Below are 17,482 nucleotides of genomic sequence, written 5' to 3'. Positions count from 1 at the left end.
TGATTATATGAAAAAAATATTGCTTATAAATGGCCCCAATCTGAACAGGTTGGGAAAAAGGGAGCCGGAGGTGTATGGCAGTACTTCCCTTTCAGACTTGGAGGAAATGCTGTTAAAAAAGGCAGGTACATATGATGCGGCTCTTACCGCCTTTCAGTCGAACCATGAAGGGGATATCATCGATAAGCTGCATTGGGCCGAGGATGATGGACAGGATGGAATCATTCTTAACCCTGGAGCCTATACCCATTACAGCTATGCGATCCGCGATGCCATTGCATCGATTACTATCCCGGTAATAGAAGTACATATTTCAAATGTTCATCAAAGGGAATCCTTCCGGCATACATCGGTGACCGCTCCGGTGACCGCCGGGCAAATAGTTGGCTTGGGCTTGATGGGTTATGAGCTCGCTTTGCAGGCTATGATAGAGATAATAAAGGAGAGAAAATAGATGGAGAAACTAGAGAAATTACGTTCTTTAATGGAAAAGGTGAACCTAGACGGATTGTTGGTTACAAGCTCCTTTAATCGGCGGTACATATCCAACTTCACGGGCAGTGCGGGAATCGTACTTGTTTCCCGAAATGCAGCCAAGTTCATCACAGACTTTCGATATGTCGAGCAGGCTGCAAAACAGGCTCCTGATTTTGAAATCATAAAGCATGTAGGCTCCATAGTGGAAGAAGCGGCCCAGCAAGCAAAAGAAATGGGCATCACAAAGCTTGGATTTGAGCAGGACCATCTTACATATGCAGCATTTAAGTCCTATCAGGAAGCTTTTGAAGGTGAACTTGTGCCGGTGTCCGGTTTGCTAGAGAAGTTACGCTTGCTTAAGGCACCATCTGAGATTAAGATATTAAAGGAAGCCGCAAAGATTGCTGACGCGGCCTTTGCGCATATTGTTGAATTTATCCATCCGGGATTAACTGAGCTGGAGGTCTCCAATGAGCTGGAATTCTTTATGAGAAAGCAGGGAGCTGCCTCTTCCTCATTCGATACGATTGTGGCTTCTGGTGTACGGGGGGCTCTTCCGCATGGTGTCGCTTCAGAAAAGGTCATTGAAAAAGGCGACCTGATTACTCTTGACTATGGCGCATACTATCAAGGGTATGTCTCTGATATCACACGTACGGTATCGGTTGGCCAGCCAAGTACAGAAATGAAAAATATATATGATATCGTTCTGGAAGCCCAGCTTCGGGGCATGGCAGGAATCAAACCGGGAATGACAGGTAAAGAAGCTGACGCGCTTACCCGCAATTTCATCAATGAAAAGGGATATGGAGAGTATTTTGGCCATTCGACCGGTCATGGGATCGGGCTGGAGGTCCATGAAGGCCCTGCACTTTCATTCAAATCCGATACTGTATTGGAGCCGGGAATGGTCGTTACTGTTGAGCCGGGCATATATGTACCGGGGCTTGGCGGAGTCCGTATAGAAGATGATACAATTATTACGGTTTCGGGCAACGAGTCTTTGACACATTCAACAAAAGAATTATTAATCTTGTAACATGTAGGAGGAAACAAACATGATTTCTGTAAACGATTTTCGCACAGGCCTTACAATTGAAGTAGACAATGGAATTTGGCAGGTAATAGAATTCCAGCACGTAAAGCCGGGAAAAGGGGCAGCGTTTGTCCGTTCTAAGCTTCGCAACCTTCGTACTGGGGCCATTCAGGAAAAAACATTCCGTGCGGGTGAAAAGGTAAGCAAGGCTCATATTGAAAACCGGAAAATGCAATATCTATACGCAAGCGGTGATAATCACGTATTCATGGATAATGAAACGTATGAGCAAATTGAGCTTCCATCTGCGAGCATTGAGCGGGAATTAAAATTCTTGAAGGAAAACATGGAAGTTCATATTATGATGTTCCAAAGTGAAACACTTGGTGTGGAGCTTCCTAATACAGTTGAGTTAGAAGTAACAGAAACTGAACCAGGAATCAAAGGGGATACAGCATCTGGAGGAACAAAGCCTGCAACCCTTGAAACGGGGCTGACAGTTCAGGTTCCATTCTTTATCAATCAGGGCGATCGCCTAATTATTAATACAACAGAAGGTTCTTACGTATCACGTGCATAAGAGTAAAGGCTGCCGGCATTGCTGGCAGCCTTTTTCTCCTCTCGGCGCAGCAATCATAGCATCCTCATAAGTTAATATATTTCCACATTTCCCGGAGACTTGTTCTCCGGGTTTTTTCGCTTGTTCTAAGCGGAAGCTGTTATATATAGCAAGCTGCCCCCCCAGGTGTCTCTAAGCTGTAATAGAAATAGAATGTATGCATGAAAAGCTATGACCCTATGTCAGTCATAAAGCTGCGAGACAGGCATACATTTTAAATAATGAAACAGGTTCAACGGGAGGAGAACAAAATGGAAACAGTCCTGGCACTGATGCCAAAAAAAATTAAAGAAATTCTTCGTACTTTGCCTGCCGTGCTTGCGGACCACATGGAAGAAATCAGAATCAGGATTGGCCGTCCCCTTGAAATTGCTATTGCCGGAGAGCCCAGATTTTTACCCTGTATTGTGGATTCGGAAGATGCAGCCCAGTTACTGAGTCATTTAAGCCAATTTTCCTTATACACACTCGAGGAGGAACTGAAGCGAGGCTATATAACGATCGCAGGCGGCCACAGGGTAGGACTCGCGGGGAAAGTCATCCTGGAAAATGGTGCTGTGAAAGCCATTCGGGACATTTCTTCTTTTAATATTCGAATAGCCCGCCAAAAAATTGGTGCGGCGGATTCAATCATTCCACATATTTATACAGCAGACTATCATCACACCTTGATCGTTGGCGCGCCGCAGACAGGAAAGACCACTATGCTGAGGGATATTGCCAGATTTATATCATCCGGCAGTAAGGATGGGAAGATAACAGCCAGAAAAGTAGGGGTGGTGGATGAACGATCAGAGATTGCCGGCTGTGTGTATGGGATTCCGCAGCTTACTTTTGGCCCTCGAATAGATGTTCTGGACAGCTGTCCCAAGGCGGAAGGGATGATGATGTTAATCCGTTCGATGTCACCGGAGGTACTTGTTGCGGATGAAATCGGACGGATTGAGGATGCAGCTGCGGTAATGGAAGCGGTCAATGCAGGAATCAAATTGATCATTTCGGTCCATGGTCATTCGGTAGATGATGTCAAAAACAGGCCAAACCTAGCAGCATTGTTCCAGCAAAGAGTATTTGAACGATTTATTGTAATGAAATTGGACAACTCATACGGAAGAAGTTTTCAAATATTGAATCAGAATGGAGACAGAGTGATGGAAGAGGCAGGTGTGACGTAAATGTTCAAACTTTTTGGAGCAGTGATCATTATCCTGGCAACCACATGGCTCGGATTTGAGGCCTCCAGGCATTTAAGCCAGCGGCCGCGTCAGCTTCGGCAGCTAAAAGTGGCCCTGCAATCTTTGGAAGCGGAAATCATGTACGGCCATACTCCTCTTGCTGAAGCAGCGAGAAAGCTGTCCAGACAAATGCCCAAACCAATGTCCCTTTTCTTTGAATCATTTGCGATCAAACTATCAGCAGGTGAGACCACTGTGAAGTCCGCATGGTCTGAAAGTCTCAGTGAAATATGGCGATGGCTGGCGTTGAAACAAGGGGAATTCGAAATATTATCACAATTCGGGGAGACCCTGGGCAGGCATGACAGATACCATCAGCAAAAACAGATTCTGCTTGCGATTACTCATCTGGAACGCGAAGAGAATGATGCGATAGACAAACAGGGGAAATACGAAAAAATGGTAAAAAGCCTTGGATTTTTATCAGGGCTGCTTTTAATTATCCTGCTTATTTAGGCGATAAATGGAGGAATCAAGATGGGTATTGAAGTGGATGTTATTTTTAAAATCGCAGGAGTCGGAATTGTCGTTGCGTTTCTTCATACAATTCTTGACCAGGTAGGCAAGAAGGAATATGCCCAGTGGGTCACCCTGTTTGGCTTCATCTATATATTATTTATGGTTGCTTCCATCGTTGAAAATCTGTTCCAAAAAATTAAATCTGTCTTTTTGTTCCAATAAGGAGGGCTCGGCCATTGAAATCCTAAAGATAGTCGGATTTGCACTTACGGCTACATTCCTTGCACTGATCCTCAAGGAACAAAAGCCCAACCTTGCCTTTCTGTTAGTAGTATTTGTCGGCTGCTCCATCTTTTTATTTTTGGCAGACAAAATATACGAAATTATCATGATGCTTGAAAAGATTGCGGTAAATGCGAAAGTCAATATGGTGTACCTGGAGACTATTCTAAAAATAATCGGCATCGCCTATATAGCTGAGTTTGCCGCACAAATTACCAAGGATGCTGGCCAGGGCTCGATTGCTTCAAAGATCGAGCTCGGAGGGAAAATATTGATTCTGGCAATGGCCATTCCGATTCTTACAGTGATTATCGAAACAATCATTAAGCTTATTCCGAGCTGATGATGCCCATTCAATTAACTATTTACAAACGTTTTATCATTACGGTGGCAGGTGGGTGAAATAGATGATACAGCACACGCGGCTTCTTTTTTTTTCCATTCTCTTTCTGTTTTTACTTCATGCCGATATTGTACAAGCTTCAGAAAAGGCCGGCACAGAACCAATCATGCAGTCTGACCTGGTGCAGTCACAAATAGACAAGCTTGGTGTAGAAGAAATCAAAAAGTTCTGGGATGACATCATTACAGAGTATGGAGGTTTCCTGCCAGAGAGCCAAAAGGGGAGCTTCATGGATTTTATCAGTGGAGAAAAGAAATTTTCCTTCAGCGAGTGGTTCAAAGGACTTGGGAAATTCATTTTTCACGAACTTCTTGTAAACGGAAAACTCTTAGGTTCTTTAATTTTGTTGACCATTTTGAGCATGTTTCTGCAATCCCTTCAAAATGCATTTGAACAAAGCTCAGTAAGCAAAGTAGCGTATGCAATTGTATTTATGGTGCTGATTATATTGGCACTTAACAGTTTTCATATCGCAGTCACATATACAAAAGAAACAGTCGAGCTGATGATCTCCTTTTTGATGGCATTGATTCCGCTGCTGCTTGCCATGATAGCGGCGTCCGGAGGAGTGATTTCCGCCGCATTTTTCCATCCTGTGTTGTTGTTTCTGATGAATACAAGCGGACTTTTAGTCCAATTTGTTGTCCTGCCACTGCTATTCCTGTCAGCAATTCTGAGCATCGTAAGTACTTTGAGTGAGCAGTATAAGGTAACACAGCTTGCAGGGATGTTAAGGAACTGGGCTATTGGGCTTTTGGGTACCTTTATGACCGTATTTTTAGGTGTAATATCTGTCCAGGGAGCCTCCTCTGCAGTTGCTGATGGTATTACGATCAGGACCGCCAAATTCATTACCGGCAACTTTATTCCGGTTATCGGGCGAATGTTTACCGAAGCGACTGATACTGTCATCAATGCATCGGTACTGCTGAAAAATACAGTAGGTATGGCAGGGGTCGGGATTCTTCTATTAATCACAGCATTTCCGGCAATTAAAATACTTACTATTGCATTTATATATAAATTATCCGCAGGCCTGCTCCAGCCATTGGGAGGGGGGCCTGTGATCAAATGCCTGGACATAATCAGCAAAAGCATGGTTTATATTTTTGCAGCTCTTGCAATAGTGTCCTTAATGTTTTTTTTAAGCATTACCGTAATCATAGCCGCCGGGAATATTACGTTAATGGTGCGGTAGAAAGAGGGGCGGGATAGTTGGAGTTTTTAACTGGATGGATCACTAATATCATATTATTCGTTCTATTGGCTACGGTTATTGACATGCTGCTTCCCAGTTCTGCCATGCAGAAATATGCAAAGATGGTGATTGGTCTCCTATTGATTGCGATCATCATATCGCCAATCCTCAACTTGTTCCATACAGATTTTGACCAGTTGCTTGCCAAAGCGACCGTCGACTTTAAACAGGGTCAGCCTAATAATTTGGAAAATCTAACGGAAATGAAGAAAAAAGAAATACAAGCCTCCCAACAAGCATATATTTTAAAACAAATGGCTGCAGATATGGAAGCGGATGTCAAAGAGGAGTTGATGGACAAGTACGAGATGGTGATGCAAATTGAAAAAATCGAACTAAAAAACGGGCAGCAGCCCAAAAAAACAGAAGATGTAGAAAAAATAGTCCTGAGTTTAGAGCAGACAAAAAAGCAGACAGATACGATAGAGGCAGTCGAGAAAATAGAAATTGATACGGGGAATTCCCCACAGCCCCACTCAGACCATACAGACCAAATTAAACAGTTCCTCGCAGCTGCATGGTCCGTAAAACCAGAAATCATTGAGATAGCCGGGGAAAGGGGTGGATTATGATATGGGAAAAGATAAAGGACCGTTCACCTGGCTGAACAAGCTTATTAATATTAATAGGGATGCTGACCCCAAACAGCGAAAACCATCTCTGTATCTGTATGTGTTTATAGTTTTGATTTTTGGAGTCGGGATTATGATGGCAGGCAACTTCCTTACAGCAGGCAAGGATAACACTGCTTCAGACAGTCCTGGTGGAATGGCGGTTTTTAGCGAACAGCAGCAGGAGGACGTACCTGCATTTGGCAGAAAGGAATCAACAGAAATCAAATCGATCAAGGATTATGAAAAGTACCTTCAATCAGAAATGAAGGGGGCTTTAGAACAAATTGCAGGAGTATCTGATGTAAAGGTAGTTGTCAATGTGGATGCTTCAGAGAGAAAAATATTTGAAAAGAATAAGAATACCCAAAAACAAGTAACAGATGAAACAGATCAGGAAGGCGGAAAACGGACAGTGGAGGATACCAACATAGAAGAGCAGCTGGTCATAATTCGCGATGGGGAAAAAGAAGGACCTATTGTTCTGGAAACACAAAAGCCTAAAATCAGGGGAGTCCTTGTTGTAGCGAAAGGGGCGGATAATATACAAGTAAAAAAATGGATAGTGGAAGCCGTTACGAGAACATTGGATGTGCCGAGCCACAGGGTTTCGGTCATGCCAAAAAAATAAGGAGGAAGAACTAGTATGCTATTAAAAAAACAAACAGTGTGGTTATTAACAATGCTTAGCCTTGTTGTTGTATTATCTGTCTACTATTTGACTACACCTGAGCAAAAACCGGGTGATCTGGCTGCTACCGATCAAAAAGAGGATACTCAGGAAGTGAAACAGGAAAGTGGAAAAGCAGAAACTGCAAAAACAAAAAAAGGGGCCTCCGTTGTTACGAAGGCAGCAGGAGATGATGATGCCTTCGAAGCTTTAAGAATGGAAATAACAGACAGCAGGGAAAAGCTGAGGGAAGAGTTAAATATGGCACTTGCGAATACGGAGCTATCTGCCGAGGAAAGAAATAAAGCAATGGATTCCTTGGAGGAGCTAAATAAAGTAGATGAAAAAGAAGGAATCCTGGAAACTTTGATAGGGACGATGGATTATGATGCAGCCTTGGTCAGAATTGACGGTGATAATGTGAACATTATGGTCAAGGCTGACAAGCCGAATCAGAAGGCTGCCGATGATATTATCCAGCTCGTCTCTAAGGAATTCGATCAGCTGCCAAACATTGCAGTGGAATTCCAGCCACAAAAATAATTTTTCAACATACACCCATGCTCTCTGTTGCATGGGTCTTTTTATTTCCTTACTTTGATACAGACGAAAATAGCCAAAGCAATATAGGAATGCAGGTCTATAGAAGTTCCTGCAGGAAGCAAAAAAAAATTCAATTAGGCCAAAAGGCAGTCTTGGCGGTCGATTCATTTCAATAGCAGTGGTTGAGAGGGAAAAGGTATACTAGTAAATGTGGGGAATCAGATACCTTAGTTTGTATATTTATTATCAGGCTACTGAAACTAAAATGGCACCTCTTTTGGAATGCCCGAACCGCAGAAACTGATGCTGTAAGGAAGAATCAAATTCCGATGCCAAAATAGAGAGTTTTGGTAAAGCAGGCATTTAGGCAATGATAGTTAGATAACCAAGCTGGAGCAGATAATGCCATCCTATTCATCGTTGTTAATATTTATACAAAAGTCAATCAACACTTGTATAAAATCATGTCTTTATGCCTAGTATCAATGTTATATTTCTTTTTTTGAAGTACCTGTTAATTTTGTTCGCAATATTTCTAAAAATGAATAATAATAAGTCTAACCATGTTGATATGATTTACCCATCTATTGAATTCTGTTAAGATGTTATCGTATGATATTAGTAGCTAGTCATAAAATATGACTCAGGCTTCGCAATATCTAAATATGTATATAAAAGATAAAAATTGTTGACAAGGGGTGCCGGAATGTTAAAGGTACAGGAAATACGAGAACTTATTAAATTGGTAGACCAATCTAGCATCAATGAATTTGTTTACGAACAAGACGGTACAAAAATTAAAATGAAAAAAACAAACCCGGAGCAGCCAGTATCCGTAGTCTATCAGCAGGCACCTGAGCCTGTTCAGGCTGCAGCGCCGGCAGCTGTACAGGTCCAAGCCGCAGCACCAAATAATGAAGCGCCTGCAGCTCCTGCTGCCCAGGAGACAAAGGAAGAAACTCAAGAAAACTTACATAAAATCACTTCCCCAATGGTTGGTACGTTTTATGCGTCACCATCTCCAGATCAGGGTACATATGTAGAAGTCGGTTCAAAAGTTAAAATTGGCAGCATCGTCTGTATTGTTGAGGCCATGAAGCTTTTCAACGAAATAGAATCAGAAGTAGACGGAGAGATCGTAGAAATTCTGGTTAAGGATGGCCAACTGGTGGAGTATGGCCAGCCGTTGTTTGTAGTGAAGCCAGAATAAGGAGCTGTGTTATAAATGATTAAGAAAATATTGATTGCAAACAGAGGAGAAATAGCTGTCAGGATCATACGTGCATGCAAGGAATTGGGGATTGAAACTGTGGCTGTTTTCTCGGAAGCTGATAGGGAGGCTCTCCACGTCCAGCTGGCTGATGAAGCCTATTGCATAGGGCCGACTTCTTCAAAGGACAGCTATTTAAACTTTGCGAATATTATCAGTGCAGCCAAGCTTACAGGGACAGATGCCATTCATCCTGGATACGGTTTTCTTGCTGAGAATGCGGACTTTGCCGAGCTTTGCCGTGAGTGCAGCATTATCTTTATAGGGCCTTCCCCTGAAGCTATATCTAAAATGGGTACGAAGGATGTTGCAAGGGAGACAATGAAAGCAGCGGGCGTTCCTATCGTTCCTGGTTCACAGGGAATCATCAAAGATACGGATGACGCAAAACAAATAGCCCAAGAGATTGGCTATCCGGTGATTATTAAAGCAACTGCAGGGGGAGGCGGAAAAGGTATTCGTGTTGCAAGGACAGAGGAAGACCTTGTAAACGGAATCCGTATTACCCAGCAGGAGGCCGCGACAGCATTTGGCAATCCTGGTGTCTATATTGAAAAATATATTGAAGACTTCAGGCATGTAGAAATCCAGGTAATGGCGGATTCTTATGGAAATGCCATCCATCTGGGTGAGAGGGATTGCTCCATCCAGCGCAGGCTTCAGAAATTGGTTGAAGAGACTCCATCTCCTGCACTGGACAGCGAGCTTCGCGCTGAAATGGGTGAAGCTGCCGTAAAGGCTGCCCTTGCCGTAGACTACTCAGGAGCAGGTACAGTTGAGTTTATCTATGATTATAATAATCGGAAGTTTTATTTCATGGAAATGAATACCCGTATCCAGGTGGAGCACCCTGTTACGGAAATGGTGACGGGTGTAGACTTGATCAAGGAAATGATTCATGTGGCTTCAGGCAGGAAATTAAGCTTGAAGCAGGAAGATGTCACTTTCAATGGCTGGGCAATTGAATGCAGAATCAACGCGGAAAATCCCGAAAAGAACTTTATGCCGTCTGCAGGAAATATAAAGATGTACCTGCCGCCGGGAGGCTTTGGAGTCAGAGTGGATTCGGCAGCTTATCCGGGATACTCTATTCCGCCTTATTATGATTCCATGATTGCTAAATTGATTGTTTATGGCGATACCCGCGAAGAAGCCATTGAAAAAATGAAACGTGCATTAAGTGAATTTGTCATTGAGGGAATTCATACAACGATTCCTTTCCATTTGAAGCTAATGCAGCATGAACAGTTTGTGTCCGGGGAATTTAATACAAAATTCCTTGAATTATACGATGTGATGGATTCATAATGTTAAGAACAGGAGGTGTTATGTATGAGTGAAATGGAAACACAGATGCTTGAAATGAATGAAAGCTATAATGGACTTGGGAAAGTTGAAATAGCCCCGGAAGTGATTGAGGTCATTGCTGGAATTGCAGCGGGAGAGGTAGAGGGTGTTGCGTATATGCGTGGCGGTTTCGCCTCAGGTGTTGTTGAGCGGCTTGGCAAGAAGAATCATGGCAAGGGAGTCAAGGTTGACCTATCCGGCGAGGGAATTAAAGTTGATTTATATTGCGTCATGAAATTCGGGGTTTCAATTCCAAAGGTAGCACAAGAGGTTCAGGACAATATACGTGAGGCGCTTCTTAACATGACAGCTCTTGAGGCTGACCAGGTCAATGTCCATGTGGTTGGGATTCAATTTGAGAATGCAAAGCAAGAGTTGGAAATCGAACACGAAATGTAAGGTTGAATGACAAAATCCCGGCTGCTGGCCGGGTTTTGTCATTCATAGGGTTCCTTTAAGAATACAGAAATAATTTTCTGTGAAAGTTAGTGACAGATTCAAGCAGAGAAAACCATTTTAATAAATTAATTATGCCCTGACATACTATGGAGCAGCTATTACCTGAGTTTCAAAATTCAAGGGAAACAACCATTCGATTCGGTTTTTGCCTGAATACGGTTGCGGCTGTCCTATAGAGTGCCTATTAAAAGAACACCGTCAATGTTATGAACTACATTAAAAGTGTAAAGGCTATAGATATAAAAAAAGTTTCTCAACAGCAGTTTTTTCTGTTAGAGTGTAACGTATGCGACTTAAGATTCATATATGGAATTTCGCGATCATAATATAGCTCGTCTAACAAAATCCTAATATTATTATTGGTTTATATATTTATTGTTCGTTTTTATTCGATATTTCATATATAATAGACGATGTAAAGGAGTTAAATTAATGAAAAGAAGAACAGCCCGTGAAAAAGCTCTGCAGGCACTTTATCAGATCGAAATTGGTAAAGCAGAAGTCCCGGATGCGCTTGAAAGCGTACTAAATGGAAAAGAATCGAGCGAATATCTGGAAACCTTAATTAATGGAACGATAGAACATAAAGAAGAGATTGATTCGCTTTTGCGGGGTAATCTTGAAAAGTGGAAGCTCGAGCGCCTTGCTCATATTGATCGAAATCTGTTGAGGATTGCTGTGTACGAAATGCTATACAGCGATGATGTTCCGGTAAGTGTCGCACTGGATGAGTCCATTGAAATAGCCAAGAAATTCGGTGATGACCAGTCGAGCCGATTCGTTAATGCTGTTTTATCAAAGGTCAAAGATGATATCATATCATAATAAATAGTTGCCGCAGTTTCTTTTTCGCCATTCAATTTAAGGAGGATGTGCCACATGACAGCTAAAATAATTGATGGTAAAGAAATTTCACAAGCAATAAGGAAGAAAATTGAACAAGAGGTGAAGATGCTTCTTGCAGAAAACATCGTTCCCGGACTGGCAGTGATCCTTGTTGGAGACAATCAAGCCTCCAAGACATATGTGGCAAACAAGCAGAAGGCATGTAAGGATTTGGGGATGCATTCAGTTTTAATCCAACTTGCCGATTCTGTTTCACAATCCGATCTAATTGATAAAATCAACGAACTTAATAATGATGAGAGTATCCACGGTATACTTGTACAATTGCCCCTTCCAAAACATGTCAACGAAAAGGATATCATTGAAGCGATATCCCCGGAAAAGGATGTAGATGGATTTCATCCGATTAATATTGGAAGAATGATGACTGGGCAGGATGCTTTTCTTCCATGTACGCCATATGGAGTTGTGGAAATGCTTAAATATATTGGAATTGACCTGGAAGGAAAGCATGCTGTTGTCGTAGGAAGAAGCAATATAGTCGGCAAGCCTGCCGGACAGCTCTTACTTAATGAAAATGCAACAGTAACCTATTGTCATTCCAAGACAGATGATTTAGCATTACATACAAAGCAGGCCGATATTTTAGTAGCTGCCGTCGGGAAAAGGAATACGATTACAGCCGGCCATGTAAAACAAGGTGCGGTCGTGATTGATGTTGGGATGAACAGAAACGATGAGGGCAAGCTTTGCGGGGACGTTGACTATGATCAGGTAAAGGCAATTGCTTCATACATAACTCCTGTGCCAGGAGGAGTCGGTCCTATGACTATTACTATGCTTATTAAGAATACAGTAAAAGCAGCAGGGAGAAGACGGCAAATTGCACTGGAAGCATTAAATTGATACAAAATATGCGTAAATACTTAAAAGAAGCTGTACACTTGTTTATAATGACAAGTGACAGCTTTTTTAACTTCTTTAATTCTATAAACTTACTTATACAAGATAGGCGCTAACACCAACGATATATCGTTTTAAGGAGAAATATTGAATGGATCAGGACAACTATTTAAGTGTCAGTGCTCTTACAAAATATATCAGGAGAAAATTTGATGCAGACCCCCATCTTCAAAACATGTATGTACGGGGTGAAATTTCAAATTTTAAACAACATTCCAGCGGGCATATGTATTTCACGCTGAAGGATGAGAAGGCCCGCTTGCTTGCAGTCATGTTTTCCGCCAATAGTGCATCGCTTAAATTCAAGCCCGAAAACGGCATGAAGGTGCTTCTCAGGGGCGATATAACCGTCTATGAGCAAAGCGGCCAGTATCAGATATATGTGAAGGCGATGTCCCCAGATGGAGTGGGGGATTTATATTTGGCCTATGAGCAGCTTAAGAAAAAACTGGAACAAAAAGGATTGTTTTCGCCGCGCCATAAAAAACCTTTGCCTGTTTACCCGAAAACTGTCGGCATTATTACATCCCCGACTGGAGCGGCACTGCGGGATATCTTAATAACGGTCAAAAGGCGCTATCCGGTAGTAAATATCATAATCTATCCGGCATTGGTCCAGGGGAATAATGCGGCGAAATCTATTGCCAGAGCAATTTCCATAGCCAATGAACGAAAAGAAGCGGATGTCTTGATAGCCGGGCGCGGGGGAGGCTCTATTGAAGAATTATGGGCATTTAATGAAGAAATAGTAGCAGAAACGATTTTTGATTCAGCGATACCGATCATTTCCGCAGTAGGACACGAAACGGACTTTACAATCGCTGATTTTGTAGCTGATTTAAGGGCGCCAACACCTACCGGGGCGGCAGAGCTTGCAGTACCGCACATGAATGAGATTCTCGAAAGAATAATGAATCGAAAAAACCTGTTGACCAGGTCCATGCAGGAGATTGTAAATATTGAAAGCACGAAGCTTGGCAGGCTGGAGAAATCGTATGCCTTTCGTTATCCGCGGAAGATGTATGAGCAAAAACTAGAGCAGCTTGATAAGGGGATGGAGAGGCTTAAACGAGAAAGCCGCCGCTATTTCCTGAAAAAAAATGATAGTATTCAAACCTTGACGGCTGCTCTAAAAAAACAGCATCCGCATGAAAATATTGAGAGAGTAAAGGAATCTCTTGAAAGGCATAAAAAAACGCTTAACCGCTTAATGGAGAATAATCTGCGAACAAATACGAGGAATTTTGTGCAAATGACTTCTACCCTGTCAGCACTCAGTCCTCTTAAAATCATGGAGCGGGGATATGGGCTTGTTTTTACTGACCAGGAGCAGCTGATTAAAAGTACGGAGCAAGTGTCTATAGGCGAAAATATCGTCGTTCAGGTAAAGGATGGCAATCTTCACTGCGAAGTCCGAGATATAAAGGAGAGAAAAAGCAATGACTAAAGAGCAAGAAATGACATTTGAGGAAGCTATGGAAAAATTGGAACGTATAGTAGACAAGCTTGAGGAGGGGGATGTACCTCTTGAAGAAGCCATTTCGATATATAAACAGGGAATGGATTTATCCAGGCTTTGCCATCAAAAATTAAAGTCCGTGGAAGAACAGCTAACCCAAATATTGCGGGAAGATGGGGAATTGGACGGGTTTACGGTTCAAGAGGAGGAATAACAAGTTGGCCAACGCAGCATTTACATCATTTTCGCGACAACAAAAAGCAATACTGGAGGAAGAGCTCATTAAGTTTGTGAAAAATCTTCAAGCTCCTGCAGTCTTAAAAAATGCAATGGCTTATTCCCTGAGCGCCGGAGGAAAAAGAATCCGGCCGTTGCTTCTCCTAGCCGTGCTCAAGTGCTTTGGAAAAGAGCCTGGAATAGGCATTCCCGCAGCGGTCGCGATAGAGATGATCCACACCTATTCTTTAATCCATGATGACCTTCCGAGTATGGATGATGATGATTTAAGACGAGGAAAACCGACCAACCATAAGATATTCGGTGAGGCGAACGCCATACTTGCCGGAGATGCCTTATTAACCTATAGCTTTCAAATTATAGCCCAGATCAATGACCTGCGTGTTTCTCCGGAAATGAAGCTTGAGATAATTGCTGAACTAGCCAAAGCGTCCGGGGCAGAGGGGATGGTTGGAGGCCAGGTGGCTGACCTGGAAGGGGAAGATAAACAGCTTACCCTATCGGAATTGGAGTACGTACATGAACATAAGACTGGGAAATTGCTGAGTGCCAGTGTATTGTCAGGAGCGATATTGTCGGGGGCATGTGAGCGGCAGAAAAGCCGTCTGAACGAGTTCTCGTACCATTTAGGGCTGGCTTTCCAAATTAGGGATGACATCCTTGATATTGAAGGTACCGAAGAGCTGATCGGTAAGCCGGTCGGCAGTGATACTGGAAATAACAAAAGCACCTACCCTTCCTTGCTGACACTGGAAGGAGCCAAGCTTAAGCTTATGGAGCATATACAAGGCGCACATCAGCAGCTGGATCAATTGGAAATCAATACTGGACTGTTGAAGGAAATCACCGATCTGATTGCGGTACGAGATCATTGAATGGATAAGCAAGCAGTTTGAATATTAATAAAAACCGAGGCAAGACTCCATTCAAGGAATTCTTCTTCTGCATCTTCCCTTCTCAATGAAAAAATGGGTGAAATTTACCGTATATCGTGAAAATTTGTTATAAAACCCTTAGTATGTTATACTCATGGTGAATTTTTATCCTTGCAGACAACGAAGAAATGATGAAGCTTTCTGTTCTGCCAGGGCCTGTATAAGACAATAAGTCAACTTCCTTTGCAACCTGCTCGTGAAGGAAGTGTAACGGCAAGCGGCCAGGCGCTGGAGCAGGACATTCAATAATATGTTGGTGTATAAATGCATTTTTTAAAAACAAGGTAAAATTGACAATCCACAACAAGTAAAATACTTTACTTATTCGATTTAGCGTGCAGGGAACATGTCTACATATGCCTGACAATGTTTCCAAACACAGCTTTTCACAAGCCGCCGTTATCGCCTAGGTGCCGGCGGCTGTTTTTAAATAGGGAAACAGTTGTCAGGTACAATATTAATGAAAGCGAGTGATCCTGTTTGGATCTTCTAAAAATAAAGGATCCATCCTTTCTTAAAAGGATGGGCAATGAAGAACTGGAAAAACTCAGCCAGGAGATCCGCAATTTTTTAATTGAAAAGCTTGCGGTTACAGGAGGTCATATTGGCCCCAATCTGGGGGTTGTGGAGTTGACCATTGCACTGCATAAGGAATTTAACAGCCCGGAGGATAAAATCCTATGGGATGTCGGGCATCAGTCGTATGTTCATAAAATACTTACCGGTCGGGCAGGACAGTTCGACAGTTTAAGGACATACAAGGGGCTATGCGGTTTCCCGAAACGTTCAGAGAGTGAGCATGATGTATGGGAGACGGGCCACAGCTCTACATCGCTTTCAGCGGCAATGGGAATGGCTATTGCCCGCGATTTAAAAAAGGAAAAAAGCTATATCCTTCCGGTTATTGGGGACGGGGCTCTTACAGGCGGCATGGCCTTGGAAGCCTTGAATCATATTGGACACGAAAAGAAAGATATCATAGTGGTGCTTAATGATAATGAAATGTCCATAGCACCAAATGTAGGTGCATTGCACAATGTCCTTGGAAGGCTTCGTACAGCAGGAAAATATAATTGGGTCAAGGATGAACTTGAAGGGCTGCTGAAAAAAGTCCCTGCCGTAGGCGGGGCACTGGCGGCTACAGCAGAACGGGTGAAAGACAGCTTAAAGTACCTTCTCGTTTCCGGTATTTTCTTTGAAGAATTAGGTTTTACGTATCTGGGACCTGTAGATGGCCACAATTACGAAGATCTGATTGAAAATATTCGTTATGCGAAGAAGACAAAGGGTCCAATATTATTGCATGTCATCACCAAAAAGGGGAAAGGCTATAACCCCGCTGAGTCTGATAAAGTCGGGACATGGCATGGTACGGGACCATATAAAATTGAAACAGGGGCTTTTGTAAAACCGGTAAACCAGCCGCCTGCCTGGAGCAAGCTCGTAAGTGAGACGGTACGGAGACTTGCAAGGGAAGATGACCGCATTGTAGCGATCACCCCTGCTATGCCTGTCGGATCTAAGCTGGAGGGATTTGCAAGCGAGTTTCCGGATAGAATGTTCGATGTGGGGATTGCTGAACAGCACGCCACGACGGTTGCAGCAGGCCTTGCTACCCAAGGTATGAAGCCGTTTTTGGCAATCTACTCGACATTCCTGCAGCGGGCCTACGACCAGGTACTTCATGATATTGCCCGCATGAATCTAAACGTATTCATCGGCATTGACCGTGCCGGACTCGTTGGTGCGGATGGAGAGACCCATCAGGGTGTTTTTGACATAACATTCCTAAGGCCAATGCCGAATATGGTGTTAATGATGCCGAAAGATGAGAATGAAGGGCAGCATATGGTGAATACCGCAATCCGTTACAATGCCGGACCGATTGCAATGAGATTCCCCAGGGGGAACGGTATAGGGGTTCCTTTGGATGCCGAGCTTAAGGAAATTCCTATAGGCAGCTGGGAGGTACTTAAAGAAGGTACGGATGCAGCAATTCTTACTTTCGGAACAACAATTCCAATGGCGCTGAAGGCAGCGGAAACTTTGGAAAAACAAGGATATTCAGTCCGTGTGGTCAATGCCCGGTTTATAAAACCGCTGGATGAATCGATGCTACATGACATTTTCCAGGAAAAACTGCCAGTGTTGACAATCGAAGAGGCCGTCCTTCAGGGAGGGTTTGGCAGTGCAGTTATTGAGTTTGCCCATGAACAGGGGTATGACGGTGCAACGATCGACCGTATCGGGATCCCCGATGAATTTATCGAACATGGAAGTGTGGATAAGCTGCTTCAGGATATCGGACTAACAGTGGAAAATGCGGTAACAAAAATTATAAAAATCACACCAAAAAAGCAAAAAAGGGCATGA

General features: G+C 43.0%; 20 protein-coding genes. All 20 read left to right on the top strand.

Annotation, left to right across the window (positions count from 1 at the left end; all coding sequences use genetic code 11):
- Positions 1-7: 7 nt before the first annotated feature.
- The 20 genes from aroQ to dxs all read left to right on the top strand — a co-directional run bounded on the left by aroQ (position 8) and on the right by dxs (position 17,482).
- Positions 8-454, top strand: a complete 447-nt coding sequence (gene aroQ / locus V1500_RS18800; protein ID WP_409301618.1) for a type II 3-dehydroquinate dehydratase — start codon at positions 8-10, stop codon at positions 452-454.
- Entirely contained in the window at positions 455-1,516 is a 1,062-nt protein-coding gene (locus V1500_RS18795; protein WP_409301616.1) for a M24 family metallopeptidase, read from the top strand.
- A 19-nt stretch (positions 1,517-1,535) separates the two neighbouring features.
- Positions 1,536-2,093 carry an elongation factor P gene (gene efp / locus V1500_RS18790; RefSeq protein WP_409301614.1) on the top strand — a complete coding sequence of 186 codons (558 nt, stop codon included), beginning with the start codon at positions 1,536-1,538 and terminating at the stop codon, positions 2,091-2,093.
- A gap of 290 nt (positions 2,094-2,383) precedes the next feature.
- The gene (gene spoIIIAA, locus V1500_RS18785; protein WP_409301612.1) at positions 2,384-3,307 is read left to right on the top strand and encodes a stage III sporulation protein AA; all 924 of its coding nucleotides are present in this window, start codon (positions 2,384-2,386) and stop codon (positions 3,305-3,307) included.
- Positions 3,308-3,823 carry a stage III sporulation protein SpoIIIAB gene (spoIIIAB, locus tag V1500_RS18780; protein ID WP_409301610.1) on the top strand — a complete coding sequence of 172 codons (516 nt, stop codon included), beginning with the start codon at positions 3,308-3,310 and terminating at the stop codon, positions 3,821-3,823. It abuts the gene before it with no gap.
- A gap of 21 nt (positions 3,824-3,844) precedes the next feature.
- Positions 3,845-4,048 carry a stage III sporulation protein AC gene (gene spoIIIAC, locus V1500_RS18775; protein ID WP_409301608.1) on the top strand — a complete coding sequence of 68 codons (204 nt, stop codon included), beginning with the start codon at positions 3,845-3,847 and terminating at the stop codon, positions 4,046-4,048.
- A gap of 13 nt (positions 4,049-4,061) precedes the next feature.
- Positions 4,062-4,451 (top strand): stage III sporulation protein AD, encoded by a 390-nt coding sequence (gene spoIIIAD / locus V1500_RS18770; RefSeq protein ID WP_409306045.1) that lies wholly within the window; start codon positions 4,062-4,064, stop codon positions 4,449-4,451.
- A 64-nt stretch (positions 4,452-4,515) separates the two neighbouring features.
- Entirely contained in the window at positions 4,516-5,709 is a 1,194-nt protein-coding gene (spoIIIAE, locus tag V1500_RS18765) for a stage III sporulation protein AE (protein WP_409301607.1), read from the top strand.
- Positions 5,710-5,726: 17 nt separating this feature from the next.
- On the top strand, positions 5,727-6,341 hold the full coding sequence (spoIIIAF, locus tag V1500_RS18760) for a stage III sporulation protein AF (protein ID WP_409301605.1): 615 nt from the start codon (positions 5,727-5,729) through the stop codon (positions 6,339-6,341).
- A 1-nt stretch (position 6,342) separates the two neighbouring features.
- Positions 6,343-7,011: a stage III sporulation protein AG gene (gene spoIIIAG, locus V1500_RS18755; protein WP_409301603.1), complete on the top strand. Its 669-nt coding sequence runs from the start codon at positions 6,343-6,345 to the stop codon at positions 7,009-7,011.
- 15 nt (positions 7,012-7,026) lie between these two features.
- Complete coding sequence (locus V1500_RS18750) at positions 7,027-7,593, top strand: SpoIIIAH-like family protein (RefSeq protein ID WP_409301601.1); 567 nt, start codon at positions 7,027-7,029, stop codon at positions 7,591-7,593.
- 706 nt (positions 7,594-8,299) lie between these two features.
- Complete coding sequence (gene accB, locus V1500_RS18745) at positions 8,300-8,803, top strand: acetyl-CoA carboxylase biotin carboxyl carrier protein (protein ID WP_409301600.1); 504 nt, start codon at positions 8,300-8,302, stop codon at positions 8,801-8,803.
- A 15-nt stretch (positions 8,804-8,818) separates the two neighbouring features.
- Positions 8,819-10,171 (top strand): acetyl-CoA carboxylase biotin carboxylase subunit, encoded by a 1,353-nt coding sequence (accC, locus tag V1500_RS18740; protein WP_409301598.1) that lies wholly within the window; start codon positions 8,819-8,821, stop codon positions 10,169-10,171.
- 33 nt (positions 10,172-10,204) lie between these two features.
- Positions 10,205-10,609, top strand: coding sequence for an Asp23/Gls24 family envelope stress response protein (locus V1500_RS18735; protein WP_409306044.1), 405 nt, complete (start codon positions 10,205-10,207; stop codon positions 10,607-10,609).
- Between the two features lie 492 nt (positions 10,610-11,101).
- The gene (gene nusB / locus V1500_RS18730) at positions 11,102-11,494 is read left to right on the top strand and encodes a transcription antitermination factor NusB (protein WP_409301596.1); all 393 of its coding nucleotides are present in this window, start codon (positions 11,102-11,104) and stop codon (positions 11,492-11,494) included.
- A 54-nt stretch (positions 11,495-11,548) separates the two neighbouring features.
- Positions 11,549-12,421 (top strand): bifunctional methylenetetrahydrofolate dehydrogenase/methenyltetrahydrofolate cyclohydrolase FolD, encoded by an 873-nt coding sequence (folD, locus tag V1500_RS18725; protein ID WP_409301594.1) that lies wholly within the window; start codon positions 11,549-11,551, stop codon positions 12,419-12,421.
- A gap of 148 nt (positions 12,422-12,569) precedes the next feature.
- Entirely contained in the window at positions 12,570-13,925 is a 1,356-nt protein-coding gene (gene xseA / locus V1500_RS18720; protein ID WP_409301592.1) for an exodeoxyribonuclease VII large subunit, read from the top strand.
- Positions 13,918-14,151 carry an exodeoxyribonuclease VII small subunit gene (locus V1500_RS18715; protein ID WP_409301590.1) on the top strand — a complete coding sequence of 78 codons (234 nt, stop codon included), beginning with the start codon at positions 13,918-13,920 and terminating at the stop codon, positions 14,149-14,151. Before xseA ends, V1500_RS18715 begins: the two co-directional genes overlap by 8 nt.
- Positions 14,152-14,155: 4 nt before the next feature.
- Complete coding sequence (locus V1500_RS18710) at positions 14,156-15,049, top strand: polyprenyl synthetase family protein (RefSeq protein ID WP_409301588.1); 894 nt, start codon at positions 14,156-14,158, stop codon at positions 15,047-15,049.
- A gap of 540 nt (positions 15,050-15,589) precedes the next feature.
- Entirely contained in the window at positions 15,590-17,482 is a 1,893-nt protein-coding gene (gene dxs / locus V1500_RS18705; protein WP_409301586.1) for a 1-deoxy-D-xylulose-5-phosphate synthase, read from the top strand.

Source organism: Peribacillus sedimenti (genome assembly GCF_046237635.1).
Lineage (GTDB): Bacteria > Bacillota > Bacilli > Bacillales > DSM-1321 > Peribacillus > Peribacillus sedimenti.
This window is presented reverse-complemented; position numbering and strand designations above follow the sequence as displayed.

Bases quoted from the DNA above. Each gene is read 5' to 3' on its own strand.
- aroQ (WP_409301618.1), top strand. From the start codon at position 8: ATGAAAAAAATATTGCTTATAAATGGCCCCAATCTGAACAGGTTGGGA.
- V1500_RS18795 (WP_409301616.1), top strand. From the start codon at position 455: ATGGAGAAACTAGAGAAATTACGTTCTTTAATGGAAAAGGTGAACCTA.
- efp (WP_409301614.1), top strand. From the start codon at position 1,536: ATGATTTCTGTAAACGATTTTCGCACAGGCCTTACAATTGAAGTAGAC.
- spoIIIAA (WP_409301612.1), top strand. From the start codon at position 2,384: ATGGAAACAGTCCTGGCACTGATGCCAAAAAAAATTAAAGAAATTCTT.
- spoIIIAB (WP_409301610.1), top strand. From the start codon at position 3,308: ATGTTCAAACTTTTTGGAGCAGTGATCATTATCCTGGCAACCACATGG.
- spoIIIAC (WP_409301608.1), top strand. From the start codon at position 3,845: ATGGGTATTGAAGTGGATGTTATTTTTAAAATCGCAGGAGTCGGAATT.
- spoIIIAE (WP_409301607.1), top strand. From the start codon at position 4,516: ATGATACAGCACACGCGGCTTCTTTTTTTTTCCATTCTCTTTCTGTTT.
- spoIIIAG (WP_409301603.1), top strand. From the start codon at position 6,343: ATGGGAAAAGATAAAGGACCGTTCACCTGGCTGAACAAGCTTATTAAT.
- V1500_RS18750 (WP_409301601.1), top strand. From the start codon at position 7,027: ATGCTATTAAAAAAACAAACAGTGTGGTTATTAACAATGCTTAGCCTT.
- accB (WP_409301600.1), top strand. From the start codon at position 8,300: ATGTTAAAGGTACAGGAAATACGAGAACTTATTAAATTGGTAGACCAA.
- accC (WP_409301598.1), top strand. From the start codon at position 8,819: ATGATTAAGAAAATATTGATTGCAAACAGAGGAGAAATAGCTGTCAGG.
- V1500_RS18735 (WP_409306044.1), top strand. From the start codon at position 10,205: ATGGAAACACAGATGCTTGAAATGAATGAAAGCTATAATGGACTTGGG.
- nusB (WP_409301596.1), top strand. From the start codon at position 11,102: ATGAAAAGAAGAACAGCCCGTGAAAAAGCTCTGCAGGCACTTTATCAG.
- folD (WP_409301594.1), top strand. From the start codon at position 11,549: ATGACAGCTAAAATAATTGATGGTAAAGAAATTTCACAAGCAATAAGG.
- xseA (WP_409301592.1), top strand. From the start codon at position 12,570: ATGGATCAGGACAACTATTTAAGTGTCAGTGCTCTTACAAAATATATC.
- V1500_RS18715 (WP_409301590.1), top strand. From the start codon at position 13,918: ATGACTAAAGAGCAAGAAATGACATTTGAGGAAGCTATGGAAAAATTG.